A 14,035-nucleotide genomic window follows, 5' to 3' on the forward strand; every position below is an offset into this window, starting at 1 on the left:
CCGGCGGCCCGTGCGGATACCGTCGGCGGGTGGACGTGAGAAGGCCCGGAGCCGCCGACGACAGGACCGACGCCGCCGCTGGCGGCGCCGGTGCCGTCGCCCGTGCCGCCGTCGGTGCCGGCGGCTCCGGTGCCGGCGTGGGCGCCTGCGTGCCCGGTGGTGAGCGGCTGAGCCGGCGTCGCCTGGTCGCGCTCGACGGCCTGGCGGCGGCCGGGTACCTCGCCGTCTTCTCCCTGCTGCCGATCCGGCAGACGCCGCCGCTGGTGGCCGGTTCGCCGCCCGTCGAGCTGGCGGCCTGGGGCGAGTTCGCGGTGATGGCCGCGATGGCGGCCCCGCTGGCCGCGCGCCGGCTGTGGCCGCGCTCGGTGTTCGCCGTGGTGCTGGCGGCCTCCCTGCTGTCGGTGTACCTCGGCGTGGTGCGGGACTCCTTCGTGGCGGCGGCCTTCGCGCTCTACCCGGTGGCGGTCGCGCCCCGGGGCGACCGGCCCCGGGTGCCCACCCGGGTGGTCGGCGGCTTCGCGGCGGCCGGTCTGGTCGGGATGGCCGTCGCCGGGCCGGCCACCCCCTTCGGCTGGGCGGCCTACACCGTTGCCCAGCTGGTGGTCGGGGTGGTGGCGCTGGCCGCCGCCTGGACGGTCGGCTCCGCCGTGCGGGAGCGCCGGGCGCACGCGGCGCGTTCGGCCGAGCAACTGGCCAGCCGCGCGGTGGCGGAGGAACGACTGCGCATCGCCCGGGAGCTGCACGACGTGGTGGCGCACAGCATGAGCGTGATCACGGTCAAGGCCGCCATCGGCAACCACGTGTTCGCGGCCCGCCCGGAGGAGGCCCGCGACGCGCTGCGCGTCATCGAGACGACCAGCCGGCAGGCGCTCACCGAGATGCGCGCCATGCTCGGGGTGCTGCGGGCCACCGGCGGTGCCGGTGGGGCCGGTGGCACCGGTGGGGGCGTCGCGGGCGGCGCCCCCGACACCTCCGATCCGGCCCGGGGCGCACCGGACGGGCCGGAGCCGGCGGACCTCGCCCCCTCGCCCGGCCTGGCCGGCCTGCCCGCGCTCGCCGAGCGGGCCGCCATGGTCGGGGTGCGGGTCGGGCTGGAGGTCTCCGGGGCGGACGGGCTGCCGGAGGGCCTGGAGCTGGCGGTCTACCGGATCGTGCAGGAGGCCGTGACCAACGTCGTCCGGCACGCCGCCCCGGCGAGCTGCCGGGTCGTCGTCCGCGGGGACGGGAGCGGGGTGCGGATCGAGGTCACCGACGACGGGCCGGGCACGCGCCTGCTGCCGGCCGCCGCGGGGCACGAGCAGGAACCGGGCCACGGGCTGATCGGCATGCGGGAGCGGGTGATGATGTACGGCGGCGACTTCAGCGCCGGGCCGGGCCCCCGGGGCGGCTTCCGGGTCCGTGCCCACCTGCCCTACGCGGCCCCGAAGGCCGGCACGGAGGCCGGCACGAACGCCGCCGTTAGTGTGACGACCGCCGGGGGAGATGACGGGTGAACGACCCCACCACCGCGACCCGCGAGCCGGTCCGCGAGCCGGTGCACGAGCCGGTGCACGCACCGTTCCACGAACCGGTCCGTGAGCGCGGCAGCGGGCCGATCCGCGTGCTGGTCGCGGACGACCAGGCGCTGCTGCGGGGCAGCTTCCGCGTGCTGCTGGAGACCTCGCCCGGCCTGGTGGTGGTCGGCGAGGCGGGCACCGGGGCGCAGGCCGTGGAGCTGGCCCGCCGGGAGCGCCCGGACGTGGTGCTGATGGACGTGCGCATGCCCGAGATGGACGGCATCGAGGCCACCCGGCGGATCCGTTCCGCCCCCGAGACGGCCGCCGTCTCCGTGCTCATCCTCACCACCTTCGACCTCGACGCCTACGTGTACGCGGCGCTGCGCGCCGGCGCCAGCGGCTTCCTGCTGAAGGACACCCCGCCGGCGGACCTGCTCGCCGCCATCGGCGTGGTGGCCTCCGGCGAGGCGCTGCTGGCCCCGACGGTGACCCGGCGTCTGATCGCGGAGTTCGCCCGGCTGCCCGAGCCGGGCCGGCCGCTCGGCCGGGAGCTGGACGGGACCACCGAGCGGGAGCGGGAGGTGCTGACGCTCATCGCCCGCGGCCTGTCCAACACGGAGATCGCCGAGCACCTGCACCTCAGCCCGGCCACGGTGAAGACCCATGTGGGGCACCTGCTCACCAAGCTCCAGGCCCGGGACCGCACCCAACTGGTGATCGCCGCCTACGAGTCGGGCCTCGTCACGGCTGCGCACCGGCCAGGGCGGTGAGGATCCGCCTGACGGTGTCGAGGTCGCGGGCCGTGGCGGTGGTACCGGCCGGGGAGTCGGGGCAGAACTCGGTGACTGCCCCGCCGGCGAAGTCGAACGCCTCCCGCACGGCGCCGACCAGTTCGACCAGCCGGTCCGGGCTGAGTCCGCCGGGCTCTGGGAAGCCGATGCCGGCGATGTGCGCGGGGTCGAGGACGTCGAGATCGATGTGGACGTAGACCGAGCGTGCGCCGGTCGCCCGTACCGCCGCGACCAGGGCGTCCGGCGTCAGCTCGGCCACCGGCAGCATCCGGATCCCGGTGGCCTCGATGAAGGTTCTCTCGCCCGCGTCGAGGGAGCGGGTGCCGGCCAGCACCAGCCGGTCCGGCGTCAGCCGGGCGTCGGGCGGCGCCGCCAGCTCCGCCGGGCCGTCGCCGAGCAGGCCGCGCACCACCATGCCGTGGTAGGCGCCGGAGGGGGAGCTGGCCGGGGTGTTGATGTCGCCGTGCGCGTCCAGCCAGACCAGCGCCATGCCGTTGCCGTCGCTGCTGCCGTTGCCGTCGCCGCTGCTGTTGCGGCGCAGCGCCCGTTCGACGGAGGGCTGATCGGCGGCGCAGTCACCGCCGACGGTGATGGTCACGCCGTTCACGTCGGCGAGCAGCGCGGTGGCGTCGGCTCGCACTCGGGCGAGCGCGTCCAGGCGCCGAACGGAGCCGTGGCCGGATGGGTCCTCCGTCGCCGTCTCGGCGGTCGGAACCGGGACGAGCCGGACGTCCGCCGAGGCCGGCAGGAGCTCCGCGCGGACGGCCTCCGCGCCGGCGATGAGGCCGAGTGCTCGCGGCGAACTGGAGCCCTGCCACTGGGGAATGACGATGTAGGTGTGGTTCATGCGCCGCGATGCTACTCACGACGTCGCCGAGGCTGGCCTGGTTTTCCCGCGTGAGGCTGCTCCACGAGGTCGAGCGGGTGGACGCGAGGCCGGGTGATCTGCACAGGCTCGCAGTTGCCCACAGCGGGAGATTCCCTCTTGCGCTGTCTGCCTGTGCTGTCTTACCCCTGTTGACCAGGGGGGTTCGCAGTTATCCACAGCCGGAAGTTCCCTCTTGCGCTGTGTGCCCGCGCCGTACTACCCCTGTTGACCAGGGGGTTCGTGGTTGTCCACAGCGGGAAGTTGCCTCTTGCGCTGTGTGCCCGCGCCGTACTACCCCTGAGCGTTTTTCAGAGCGGCCATCGATAGGGTGACAGCGGTGGCAGCGTGACGCATGAGGCGCCCGTGCCGCTGGGGGAGGTGGCCGAGCTCGTCAACCGCCGTGATGCAGGGGTGCCAACTACGGTGTCCCCCGCTGACGCGGGGGAGATGACGAACGCGCTGTAGGACGATCTCGGGGTCGCCATGGGCGCTGGGGCGACGACGTCCTCGTTGATACGACATCGTGCCGATGCAACGCAGCGCCACTTCAACGACGTCAGTAGATGAGCACGTTGTACACGTGGGCGTGCCATCCCCACGTAAGGCTGCGATTCTCCCATTTTTGCAAGGTGACCTCGCAGTAGCAGCCATTCTCCGCGACGATGTAGCTGAACTTGACCACGTTGTTGCCCGAGTGGAAGTGCATGACGTCGTTGAAGGATATCGGCAAGCTGCCGGCGTTGGCGAAGCACATTCGATTACCTGTGCTCGTCTCCACCCATGCGAGGTCCTCTCGCGGGGGGAGGATAGGACTTCCGCAAGAAGTGACGTTGGCCGCTGAGGCGGAGGTTGCCGGAGCCGCGAACGTCAAGCCGGCAGCAGCCACCGCTGCAACGAAAGCCCTCATGACTGTCTGTTTCATGGTTGTTCTCCACGATGTGAACTGGTCGGATCGACTCACCAACGGCCTGGTGCGAGCGCTATGGCCAGGCGGAACGCTACGGACGCAGCGGGGTGCAGTCGTCACCACACCGAGCTAACTTGGGCGTAGCTCCCGTGGGGGACAGGTCCCCTGCCAGAACAGACCCCGGAAGCGGGTGGACGCGGGCCTGGGCAGGCGTGACACGAAGACGCCGACGAGTAGCGTTCCGCCCGTAACGGCGAGGAGAGGGTCAGCCGGTGAAGGGTTCCAGTGCGAAGCGGCCTATCGCCACGAAGGCGGTCAGGGCGAGGTAGCCACCGTCACCCAGTGCGGCTCCGGTCTCGCCACGGCGGATCCGCATGATCATGGCGCCGGTCATGATCATCGCCAGGCCGCTGGCCGCCAGCGGTACCAGGACCGGCGCGATGCCGAGCACGGCGGGCAGGGTCAGGCCCACGGCACCGAGGATCTCGAGTGCTCCGATGGCCTTGAGGGTGCCGGGTTTGAAGTCGAGGACCCAGCGCGCGGCGTCGGACATCCCGGCCATCTTCTCCCGTGGGACGAGCAGCTTCCCGAAGCCGGAGAACAGGTAGACGGCGGTGAGCAGGCTGGTGGTGATCCATAGTGCGATGTTCATGAGTCCTGTCCTTGGCCCAGTGTCGGGGGGTGGCGAACGGATCCGGGGGCGTCCCGGGTCCGCCCGCGAGCCTGAGAGGGAACGTCCGCGTCAGCCGAACTGACCGGGCTGGTACTCGCCGCCGGGCGTCCGGGTGATCACGTTCAGCCGGTTGAAGGCGTTGATCACGCAGATCAGGGCCACCAGGGCCATCAGCTGGTCCTCGTCGAAGTGCTTCGCCGCGTTCGCCCACGCCTCGTCGGTGACGCCGCTGGAGTCGGCGAGGCGGGTGCCCTGCTCGGTGAGTTCCAGCGCCGCCCGCTCCGCCTCGGTGTAGACGGTCGTCTCCCGCCATGCCCCGACCAAGTTGATGCGCACCGTGCTCTCGCCAGCGGCCGCGGCGTCCTTGGTGTGCATGTCGAGGCAGCCGCCGCAGCCGTTGATCTGGCTGGCACGGATCTTCACCAGCTCCTGCACCGCCTTCGGCAGCGCCGAGTCGGTGATGACCTTGTTCGACGAGACGATGTGCTTGGCCCACTTCGACCCGACGTCGTTGCGCATGGGGTTGATCCGGGGTTCCATCGCGATCTCCTTCGTCTTCGGTTGCTTGCACCACTACGACGAAGAGCCCCGCCAGGACGTAACAACCCCGTGCGCTCGACGTCGCTACTCGGGTCGCTCGGGCAGATCCATGGTGTCGAGGCGCTTGCGGTCGCTGACGGTCAGGAGCTCGACGATCCGGCCGTCGACCACGGTGCACGCCACCAGGCCGAGCACCTTGCCCTTCGCGCCCCAGGCCACGAATCCGGGCTCGCCGTTGACCAGGACCGGGAGCACCGCGGTCATCCACCGGATGCCGCGCAGGATCGGACCGGCCACCTCGGCCGCCCCGACCGTGGTCGTCACGCCCTGCGGGTGGTGCGTGCGCCAGGTCACCTTCGGGTCGAGTAGCTGTACGAGCCCTTCGAAGTCCCCGTTCCGCGCCGCGGCGAGAAACGCGTCGACCACTGCGCGCTGCCGCCGCGGTTCCTCCTCTGGCTGCGGTGTGCCCTGCACCTTCCGGCGGGCCCGGCTGGTGAGCATCTTGGTCGCGTCGGTGGACCGGCCGATGATCTCGCCGATCTCGGCGAAGGGCACCGCGAACATGTCATGCAGTACGAACGCCAGACGCTCGGTGGGCGTGAGGGTGTCGAGCACCACCAGCAGTGCCAGCCCGACGGATTCGGCGAGCACCGCGTCGTCCTCGGGGGCCGTCCCGCCGTCCACGGTGACCACCAGCTCGGGCAGCCGGTCCTCGTACGACAGCTCGGCCCGGGTCCTGCGCGAGCGCAGCACGTCGATGCAGACCCGGCCGACCACGGTGGTCAGCCAGCCGGCCAGGTTGTCGATCGCGGCCGCGTCCTGCCGCGCCAGCCGGATCCACGCCTCCTGCACCGCGTCCTCGGCGTCCACCCGCGACCCGAGCATCCGGTAGGCGACCGCCACCAGGCGCCCGCGTTGCTGTTCGAAGACTGCCGCCAGCGCTTCGTGCGGACCCGATCCGGTCATGTCGTTACCTTCCTTGGGCGGACTCCGTCATAGACATGACGGGGCCGGAGGTGCCGAGGTAACCGGGCGGCGCGCATCGGGCGCGACAGAGGCAGGGCGGAACCACCCGGAGTCAGGACAGGGAGCGTCGGAACCGCTGACGGGGTGGTTCCGGAACGGGCCGGTGTTCTGCCTTCTGCCAGCGGCAGAACACCGGCCCGACCGGGCTCGGTGATCACTACAGTCCAGGCTCATGACGAGAGTCACAACGCGCACGATCGAATACGCGGCCGACGGCCTGACGATGATCGGGCACCTCGCGCTCCCGGCCGGTGTCGACCGCCGGCCCGCGGTCCTGGTCGGGCCCGAGGGGGTGGGGCTCAGCGACGTCGAGCGCCGCCGTGCCGACGCGCTCGCCGAGCTGGGATACGTGGCCCTGGCCTTCGACCTCCACGGCGGGCGCTATTTGGGCGACCCCGAGGAGATGTTGGCCCGTTGCATGCCGCTGCTCGCCGACCCCGACCGGATGCGAGGCATCGGCCACGCGGCGCTCGACGTGCTCCGCGCCGAGCCGCGGACCGACCCGGACCGGATCGCCGCCATCGGCTACGGCACCGGGGGCGCGATCGCGCTGGAACTCGGGCGCGGCGGCGTCGAGCTGCGCGCGATCGCGACGGTCAACGGACTGACCACGGGTCGACCAGGCGAGGCGGCGCGCATTCACTGCCCGGTGTGGGCCGGGGTCGGGTCGGAAGACCCGATCATGCCGCCCGAGCGACGGGACGCGTTCACCGCCGAGATGCAGTCTGCGGGCGTCGACTGGCGCCTGGTGGTCTACGGCGGCGCCTTGCACGCCTTCCATCACCCACCGGTCGACCACACCGTGCTTCCCGGGGTCGGTTTTCACCCTCGGCACGCGCAGCGAGCTTGGCGGGACGTCGTCGACCTGCTCGCCGAGTGCCTGCCCATAACCGAGTGATCTGGTCGGCAACCCGCGAGCGTGCGTGCCGGACGCCGCCGTGCAGATGGACTCGAAGGGGCCTGGGGGCGTTCAGCGGCCGATGGCGTCCAGCTCGGTCACGTCCTCATGGGAGAGGGTGAGTCCCGCGCCGCTGATGTTCTCGCGCAGGTGTGCCGTCGAGGACGTGCCGGGGATGAGCAGGATGTTCGGTGATCGCTGGAGCAGCCAGGCCAGTGCGACGGACATCGGTGCCGCCTCCAGTCGAGCGGCGACCGCCGAGAGCGCCGAGGACTGGAGCGGGGTGAAGCCCCCGAGGGGGAAGAAGGGCACGTACGCGACGCCGTCGGCGGCGAGTCGGTCGATGAGCTTGTCGTCGTGGCGGTGGGCGAGGTTGTACATGTTCTGCACGCACACGATCGGCGCGATGCTCTGTGCCTCGGTGACCTGCTCCTCGGTGGCGTTGCTGACCCCGAGGTGGCGGATCAGGCCCTGCTGCTGGAGTTCGACGAGCGTCCCGAACGCCTCGGCGAGCGAGCCGGGCTGGGGGCCTTCGGCGTCGCCGAGCCGGAGGTTGACCAGGTCCAGTACGTCGAGCTGGAGGGACCTGAGGTTGTCGTGGACCTGGCGGCGCAGGTCCTCGGGTCGCCGGGCCGGAGGCCAGCCACCCTTTTCGTCGCGGGTCGCGCCCACCTTGGTCACGATGTGCAGCGACTGGGGATAGGGGTGCAGTGCCTCGCGGATCAACTCGTTGGTGACGCGCGGCCCGTAGGCGTCGCTGGTGTCGATGTGGGTGATACCGAGGTCGACCGCTTCACGCAGAACGGCCAGGGCACCCTCGCGATCGGCGGGCGGCCCCATGACCCACGGACCGGCCAGTTGCATGGCGCCGTAGCCGAACCGGGTGACGGTCAGGTCACCAAGGGTCCAGGTGCCGCCGGGAAGAGAGAGGGAGGGTGTGCTCATCGTGTCGCCTTTCGTCGTGCACTCGGGGTGGTGGCGCCTGCGGCCTCCCTGCATCAGCATTGAAGAGCAACTTCCTCACGGGAAGTAGGCACTTTTGAGTGCGTAACCCACCCATTGGTGAGAGGCGCGATCAGTGACGACGACGAAGGCGGCCCAGCAGAGGGCTCAGGCCAAGGTGGAGTACAACGCGTTCCTGGCGGCGTGCCCCAGCCGGCAGTTGCTCGACCGGATCTCGGACAAGTGGGTCGTCCTGATCCTGTGTGCGCTGGGCGGGGACAGCCGCACCGGCCAGCCGGGCGAGGCACACGCCGACGGTCCGAAGGCGATGCGTTACTCCGAGCTCCACCGTCTGCTGGCCGGGGTCAGCCAGAAGATGCTGACCCAGACGCTGCGGTCGCTGGAGCAGGATGGTCTGCTCACCCGTACCGTGACGCCGACCGTCCCCGTCACCGTCTCCTACGAGCTGACCGACCTCGGCCTCTCGCTCCACCACATGACGCGCGGACTCAGGGACTGGGCGCAGACGCACATGGCCGAGGTCCTCGCCCACCGCGAGAACCACGGCTCCCGCACCTCCTGACGGCTCACGGTCCGCCGAGCCGCGCCAGCTTGTCGGGGTTGAGCACCGTGCGCACGGCTCTTGGCCGTGGGCACGGTGCCGCGCGGCCGTGGGCGGGTGCTACGCGGCGGCGGGCCGAGGAGGCTTACGAGGCCAGCCGCTCGCGGGCGTTCGCGCCGGCGGTGGCGGGTTCGGCCTCGCCGTCAGGCCGGTTGATCTCGGCCCACACGTCATCGAGGGAGAGGCCGAGGACGTCGGCGATCGCCGCGATGGTCGGGAAGGCGGGGGTGGCCACGCGACCCGACTCGATCTTCCGCAGGGTCTCCGGCGAGACGCCTGCCGCCAGCGCGGTATCGAGCATCGAGCGCTCTCCCCTGGCCCGACGGAGGAGGGCGCCGAGGCGCTGCCCGCGCTCGACGTCTGCGGGAGTGAGCGGCAACCTGACCATGCCCCCAATTATAGTACCGGTATAGTATGGCCGGTATAGTTATTGGAAGTGTGAGAAGGGCGCCCGCGTGATCGAGATCCTGAACCCCAACGACCTGGCCCGAGCGAGGGAGACGGGCGCCCTGGTCGCCGACATCCTGCAGACCATCAAGAGCCGTAGCACGGTGGGCACGAACCTGCTGGACATCGACCGGTGGACCAAGGCGATGATCGTCGAGGCCGGAGCGGTGTCCTGCTACGTCGACTACGCGCCCTCCTTCGGACGCGGGCCGTTCGGCCACTACATCTGCACGGCGGTCAACGACGCCGTGCTCCACGGGCGGCCCCACGACTACACGCTCGCCGACGGCGACCTGCTGACGCTCGACCTCGCCGTCTCCAAGGACGGAATCGCCGCGGACTCCGCCATCAGCTTCATCGTGGGCGACTCGAAGCCCGCGGAGAGCGTCGCGCTGATCGACGCCACGGAGCGTGCGCTGCAGGCGGGGATAGCCGCCGCCGGCCCCGGGGCTCGCGTCGGTGACATCTCGTACGCCATCGGCTCCGTGCTCAGCGAGGCCGGCTACTCGATCAACACCGAGTTCGGAGGGCACGGCATCGGATCGACGATGCACCAGGACCCGCACGTGGCGAACACCGGACGGCCCGGCCGTGGGTACAAGCTGCGCCCCGGGCTGCTGCTAGCCCTGGAGCCGTGGGTCATGGCGGACACCGCCCAGCTCGTCACCGACGCCGACGGCTGGACCCTCCGGAGCGCGACGGGCTGCCGCACGGCGCACAGCGAGCACACCATTGCCATCACCGACGACGGAGCCGAGATCCTCACCCTGCCGAGGCAGGCGCGGCCGTGATTTCGACGGGCGTCACCTGGGGAACAGGTGACGCCCGTCGTGGCTGCGGACGTGTGGGATGTCGGGGGTGAGGGCGTCGAGGAGGCGGATCGCGTAGACCTCGGACATGAGGGAGGGGATCTCGTCGGGCTTCAGCCAGGCGACGGCGGTGGATTCGTCGGAGGTGCGTTCCGTGCCGCCGAGTGGGGTGCAGCGGAAGACGAGGGCGACGATGCCTCGGGCGAGGTTCTTGTAGACGCCGGTGAGGGGGCCGACGTTCACCTCGATGCCGGTCTCCTCCAGGATCTCCCGGCGGACGCCGTCCTGTGGGGTCTCGGAGAGTTCGACGGCCCCACCCGCGACGTCCACCGCTTCGTCCTCGTGGAACGCGACCCCTTCGGCATGCCCCTGGTCACCATCCACCGCCTCCTCCCCGTCGACGCCGAGGAGATCGCCCGCGCCCTCCGCGCGGGCTGGCCGCTGCGCTACTCCGGTGACGCCCGGCAGCGCCCCGACACCTGAGAACAAGCGTGCCCCACCGTCCATCAGGCGGCGGGGCACGCTCGGCTTCGGCTTCAGCGGCTCAGGAAGCGGCGCGGCTGAACAGCCGGGTGCCGATCCACAGGGCCACGGCCGAGAAGGCCAGGGCCACCGCCGCCCCCACACCCACCGTGCCGTTCCAGTAGTGGCCGAGGAACACCTCCCGCACCGCGTCGACCATGTAGCGGAACGGCACGAACCGGGACATGACGTCCAGCCACATCGGCGCGAGCGCCATCGGCAGCAGGATGCCGGAGAGCAGCATCGCGGGCATGTTCACCGAGTTGATCACCGGCGCGAAGGTCTGCGGGCTCGCGGCCCGCATCGCCAGCGCGTAGGAGAGCGACGCCAGCGACACGGTCAGCAGCGCCACGAAGGCGAAGCCGATCAGCACGCCGCCCAGCGGCGCGCGCAGCCCGAACGGCACCGCCACCAGCACGATCAGCACGGACTGGATCAGCAGCACCACCACGTCGCGCAGCACCCGGCCGAGCACCAGCGCCAGCCGGCTGACCGGCGTCACCCGCATCCGCTCGACCACGCCGTGCTGCTTCTCGATCAGGATGCCGAAGCCGGCGAACGCCGCCGAGAACAGGCCGAGCTGCACCAGCAGGCCCGGCACCAGGACCTGCCAGGAGTCGCCGGCGGTGCCGAGGCGCACGTTGGCCAGGACCGGGCCGAACAGCACCAGGTACAGCAGCGGCTGGAGCACGCCGAAGACGATGCCGATCCGGCTGGCGAGGGTCTGCCGCCAGTAGCGGCCGAAGAGCAGGGCGGTGTCGCTGAGGAGTTCAATCATGGGACGTCCCGGGGGAGTGGTGAGGGCGGCGGTCAGATGGCGAGGGGGGCGGCGTCGTCCTTGGCGGGGGCGGCGCCGCGACCGGTGATCGCCAGGAAGGCGTCCTGGAGGGTGGCGTCCGGCGATCCGGCGTAGCGGGTCTTGAGCTCGGCCGGCGTGCCCTCGGCGACCACCCGCCCCTTGTCGATCACCACCAGCCGGTCGGAGAGCGCGTCCGCCTCGTCCAGGTAGTGGGTGGTGAGGAAGACGGTGGTGCCGTGTTCCTCCCGGATGCGCCGGATCAGGTCCCACAGGTCGGCGCGGCTGCCGGGGTCGAGGCCGGTGGTGGGCTCGTCGAGGAAGAGCACGTCGGGGCGGTGGATCAGGCCCATGGCGATGTCCAGCCGCCGTCGCTGCCCGCCCGAGAGCGCCGCGCAGGGGCGGCCCATCAGCTCGGTGAGGTCCAGCTGGGCCGCCGTCGACTCGGCCCGTTCCACCGCCTCGCGCCGGCCCAGCCGGTACAGCCGTGCCTGGGTGACCAGCTCCTCCCGCACGGTGGTGGTCGGGTCGGTGCCGCCGCCCTGGGCCACGTAGCCGATCCGGCGGCGCACCGCGACCGGTTCGCGCCGCAGGTCGTGGCCGGCCACCACGGCCCGTCCGCCGGTCGGCGGCAGCAGCGTGGTGAGCATCCGCAGCGTGGTGGTCTTGCCGGCGCCGTTGGGGCCGAGGAAGCCGAGGATCTCGCCGCGCCGGACGGTCAGGTCGATGCCGCGCACGGCTTCGACCGGCCCGCGCTTGGTGTCGAAGGTCTTGGTCAGGCCGGTGACGTGGACGACCTCGTCCGCCCCGCCCGGATGGGGGTGTGCCCCAGCTGTCGTCTGCATGGAAAGCATCATGACACCAAACTTGCAATGACTCCAAGTTTGCTACGTCACCAGCGAAGTTACGATGTGTGCATGTCCGGGACGACGTGGAACCAGCCGGCCGGCCCCGCCGAGGGGCTGCGCGAGCGCAAGAAGCGGCAGACCCGCCGGCACATCGCGGACGTGGCCATGGGGCTCTTCCAGCGGCACGGCTACAGCGAGGTGACCATGGCGGAGGTGGCCCGGCACGCCGACGTCTCGGTCAACACCGTGTACAACTACTTCGCCTCGAAGGAGGACCTCTTCTTCGACCGCGAGGAGGAGGTGGTGGACCGGCTCGCCGCGATGGTCCGCGAACGCCGCGTCGGCGAGTCGGCCGCGCGCGCGGTGCTGCGCACCCTGCGGGAGCAGGTCGCGGCGCGGGACGAGGCGCTCGGGCTGCGCAGCGAGTTCCGCGAGTTCCTGCGGATGCTCACCGAGAACCCCACCCTCTCGGCGAAGGCCCACGCCATCGGGGTGAAGGCGTGCGAGAAGCTGCGGGTGGAGCTGACCGAGGAGATGGGCGCCGGCCCGGACGACCCGACCCCCGGCCTCGTCGCCAGCCAGCTCGGCTGGGTGCACCAAGTGATCTCCCGGACCGCCGCCCACCTGCTGATGGCCGGCAACGACCCGGACGCCGTGGCGGAACGGCTGCTGCGCAGCCTCGACGTCATCGAGGGGCTGCTGGGGGAGCGGGCGCTGGAGTACGCGATTCGGGAGAGCTGAATCCGGGAGGGCTGCCCCGGACGGGGTGGGCGCCGCCGCCTCCGGGACGCCGCCGCGTGCGCGTGGCCGGGCCCGGGTGCTTCCCCGGGCGGTCGCCTCGGGACACCATGGGGTCGGCGGGCGTCACCGACTGCTGATCCGTGCTCACCCGGGAAGCGAGCGGGTGTGGACCGGACGCCGACCGGACGTCGCCGGCCGCCGGATTTGGTCGCCGTGGATCACACCGTCGGAAGGATCGGGATGTCGCGCACCCTCGCCGTCGTCGGAGCCGGACTGATGGGCTCGGGCATCGCCCAGGTCGCCGCCCAGGCGGGCTACCGGGTCAGCCTCCAGGACCTCACCAAGGCGTCGCTGGCGCGGGCCCGGGGCGACATCGAGTCCTCGCTGCGCCGGTTCGCCGCCAAGGGGAAGCTGGCCGAGGAGGAGATCGGGCCGATTCTGGAGCGGATCACTCCGGTTGTCGACCTGGAGACGGCGGTGGCCGAGGCGGACGTCGTGGTGGAGGCCGTCTTCGAGCGGCTGGAGGTCAAGACCGAGGTCTTCCGCCGCCTGGACGCCCTCGCCCGCGAGGACGCCGTGCTCGCCACCAACACCTCCGCCATCCCGATCACCAAGATCGCCGCCGCGACCTCCCGCCCCGAGTCCGTGGTCGGAACCCACTTCTTCTCGCCGGTGCCGATGATGGCGCTGTGCGAGCTGGTGCGCGGACGGCACACCTCCGACGCCACCCTGGCCACCGCGCGCGAGTTCGCCGAGGCGGTCGGCAAGACCTGCGTGGTGGTCAACCGGGACGTCGCCGGCTTCGTGACCACCCGCCTGATCTGCGCACTCGTGATGGAGGCGGCCAAGCTGCACGAGGCCGGGGTGGCCAGCGCGGAGGACATCGACACGGCCTGCCGGCTGGGCTTCGGCCACGCCATGGGGCCGCTGGCCACCGCCGACCTGACCGGCATCGACATCCTGCGCAACGCCACCGAGAACATCTGGGAGGAGACCCGGGACCCGAAGTTCGCCGCCCCGGAGATCATGAACCGGATGGTGGCGGCGGGGGACCTCGGCCGCAAGAGCGGTTCCGGTTTCCACGAGTACCCGGTCGACCACCGCTGAGC

General features: G+C 71.5%; 18 protein-coding genes. 8 read left to right on the forward strand and 10 right to left on the reverse strand.

Annotation, left to right across the window (positions count from 1 at the left end; translation table 11 throughout):
• Window positions 1-29: 29 nt before the first annotated feature.
• Window positions 30-1,493: a sensor histidine kinase gene (locus tag FHU37_RS17080; protein ID WP_312892643.1), complete on the forward strand. Its 1,464-nt coding sequence runs from the start codon at window positions 30-32 to the stop codon at window positions 1,491-1,493.
• A 53-nt stretch (window positions 1,494-1,546) separates the two neighbouring features.
• Window positions 1,547-2,266, forward strand: coding sequence for a response regulator (locus FHU37_RS17085; protein WP_376774035.1), 720 nt, complete (start codon window positions 1,547-1,549; stop codon window positions 2,264-2,266).
• Here the strand turns inward: FHU37_RS17085 and FHU37_RS17090 are convergent.
• The 5 genes from FHU37_RS17090 to FHU37_RS17110 form a co-directional block, all read right to left on the reverse strand.
• The gene (locus FHU37_RS17090) at window positions 2,238-3,134 is read right to left on the reverse strand and encodes an arginase family protein (protein WP_179815029.1); all 897 of its coding nucleotides are present in this window, start codon (window positions 3,132-3,134) and stop codon (window positions 2,238-2,240) included. The genes FHU37_RS17085 and FHU37_RS17090 overlap by 29 nt on opposite strands.
• 577 nt (window positions 3,135-3,711) lie before the next feature.
• Complete coding sequence (locus tag FHU37_RS29370; protein ID WP_179815030.1) at window positions 3,712-3,933, reverse strand: beta/gamma crystallin domain-containing protein; 222 nt, start codon at window positions 3,931-3,933, stop codon at window positions 3,712-3,714.
• Between the two features lie 394 nt (window positions 3,934-4,327).
• Window positions 4,328-4,714 (reverse strand): DoxX family protein, encoded by a 387-nt coding sequence (locus tag FHU37_RS17100; RefSeq protein ID WP_179815031.1) that lies wholly within the window; start codon window positions 4,712-4,714, stop codon window positions 4,328-4,330.
• A 90-nt stretch (window positions 4,715-4,804) separates the two neighbouring features.
• Window positions 4,805-5,275, reverse strand: a complete 471-nt coding sequence (locus FHU37_RS17105) for a carboxymuconolactone decarboxylase family protein (protein WP_179815032.1) — start codon at window positions 5,273-5,275, stop codon at window positions 4,805-4,807.
• Window positions 5,276-5,359: 84 nt separating this feature from the next.
• On the reverse strand, window positions 5,360-6,241 hold the full coding sequence (locus tag FHU37_RS17110; protein WP_179815033.1) for a sigma-70 family RNA polymerase sigma factor: 882 nt from the start codon (window positions 6,239-6,241) through the stop codon (window positions 5,360-5,362).
• A gap of 232 nt (window positions 6,242-6,473) precedes the next feature.
• Here FHU37_RS17110 and FHU37_RS17115 point away from each other — a divergent pair, with 232 nt between their 5' ends.
• A complete protein-coding gene (locus tag FHU37_RS17115; protein WP_179815034.1) occupies window positions 6,474-7,199 on the forward strand; it encodes a dienelactone hydrolase family protein in 726 nt (241 codons plus the stop codon).
• 72 nt (window positions 7,200-7,271) lie between these two features.
• On the opposite strand, the gene FHU37_RS17120 is transcribed toward FHU37_RS17115, so the two are convergent.
• Window positions 7,272-8,144: an aldo/keto reductase family oxidoreductase gene (locus FHU37_RS17120; protein ID WP_179815035.1), complete on the reverse strand. Its 873-nt coding sequence runs from the start codon at window positions 8,142-8,144 to the stop codon at window positions 7,272-7,274.
• 133 nt (window positions 8,145-8,277) lie between these two features.
• Here FHU37_RS17120 and FHU37_RS17125 point away from each other — a divergent pair, with 133 nt between their 5' ends.
• On the forward strand, window positions 8,278-8,724 hold the full coding sequence (locus FHU37_RS17125; protein ID WP_179815036.1) for a winged helix-turn-helix transcriptional regulator: 447 nt from the start codon (window positions 8,278-8,280) through the stop codon (window positions 8,722-8,724).
• A gap of 124 nt (window positions 8,725-8,848) precedes the next feature.
• On the opposite strand, the gene FHU37_RS17130 is transcribed toward FHU37_RS17125, so the two are convergent.
• A complete protein-coding gene (locus FHU37_RS17130; protein ID WP_179815037.1) occupies window positions 8,849-9,151 on the reverse strand; it encodes a helix-turn-helix transcriptional regulator in 303 nt (100 codons plus the stop codon).
• 67 nt (window positions 9,152-9,218) lie between these two features.
• On the opposite strand from FHU37_RS17130, the gene map reads away from it, so the two are divergent.
• Window positions 9,219-10,001: a type I methionyl aminopeptidase gene (map, locus tag FHU37_RS17135; protein WP_179815038.1), complete on the forward strand. Its 783-nt coding sequence runs from the start codon at window positions 9,219-9,221 to the stop codon at window positions 9,999-10,001.
• A gap of 12 nt (window positions 10,002-10,013) precedes the next feature.
• Here map and FHU37_RS27510 read toward each other — a convergent pair whose 3' ends face one another.
• The gene (locus FHU37_RS27510; protein WP_312892644.1) at window positions 10,014-10,349 is read right to left on the reverse strand and encodes an NUDIX hydrolase; all 336 of its coding nucleotides are present in this window, start codon (window positions 10,347-10,349) and stop codon (window positions 10,014-10,016) included.
• 12 nt (window positions 10,350-10,361) lie between these two features.
• On the opposite strand from FHU37_RS27510, the gene FHU37_RS27515 reads away from it, so the two are divergent.
• Complete coding sequence (locus FHU37_RS27515) at window positions 10,362-10,502, forward strand: hypothetical protein (RefSeq protein ID WP_218904064.1); 141 nt, start codon at window positions 10,362-10,364, stop codon at window positions 10,500-10,502.
• A 61-nt stretch (window positions 10,503-10,563) separates the two neighbouring features.
• Here FHU37_RS27515 and FHU37_RS17145 read toward each other — a convergent pair whose 3' ends face one another.
• Together FHU37_RS17145 and FHU37_RS17150 are read right to left on the reverse strand one after the other, a co-directional pair.
• Window positions 10,564-11,319, reverse strand: a complete 756-nt coding sequence (locus tag FHU37_RS17145; RefSeq protein ID WP_179815039.1) for an ABC transporter permease — start codon at window positions 11,317-11,319, stop codon at window positions 10,564-10,566.
• 32 nt (window positions 11,320-11,351) lie between these two features.
• Complete coding sequence (locus tag FHU37_RS17150; protein ID WP_179815040.1) at window positions 11,352-12,182, reverse strand: ABC transporter ATP-binding protein; 831 nt, start codon at window positions 12,180-12,182, stop codon at window positions 11,352-11,354.
• Between the two features lie 72 nt (window positions 12,183-12,254).
• Between FHU37_RS17150 and FHU37_RS17155 the strand changes: the two genes are divergently transcribed.
• Window positions 12,255-12,926, forward strand: coding sequence for a TetR/AcrR family transcriptional regulator (locus tag FHU37_RS17155; RefSeq protein WP_179815041.1), 672 nt, complete (start codon window positions 12,255-12,257; stop codon window positions 12,924-12,926).
• Window positions 12,927-13,166: 240 nt separating this feature from the next.
• A complete protein-coding gene (locus tag FHU37_RS17160; protein ID WP_179815042.1) occupies window positions 13,167-14,033 on the forward strand; it encodes a 3-hydroxyacyl-CoA dehydrogenase family protein in 867 nt (288 codons plus the stop codon).
• The last annotated feature ends 2 nt before the right edge of the window (window positions 14,034-14,035 follow it).

This window comes from Allostreptomyces psammosilenae, from assembly GCF_013407765.1.
GTDB classification, from domain to species: Bacteria; Actinomycetota; Actinomycetes; order Streptomycetales; family Streptomycetaceae; genus Allostreptomyces; species Allostreptomyces psammosilenae.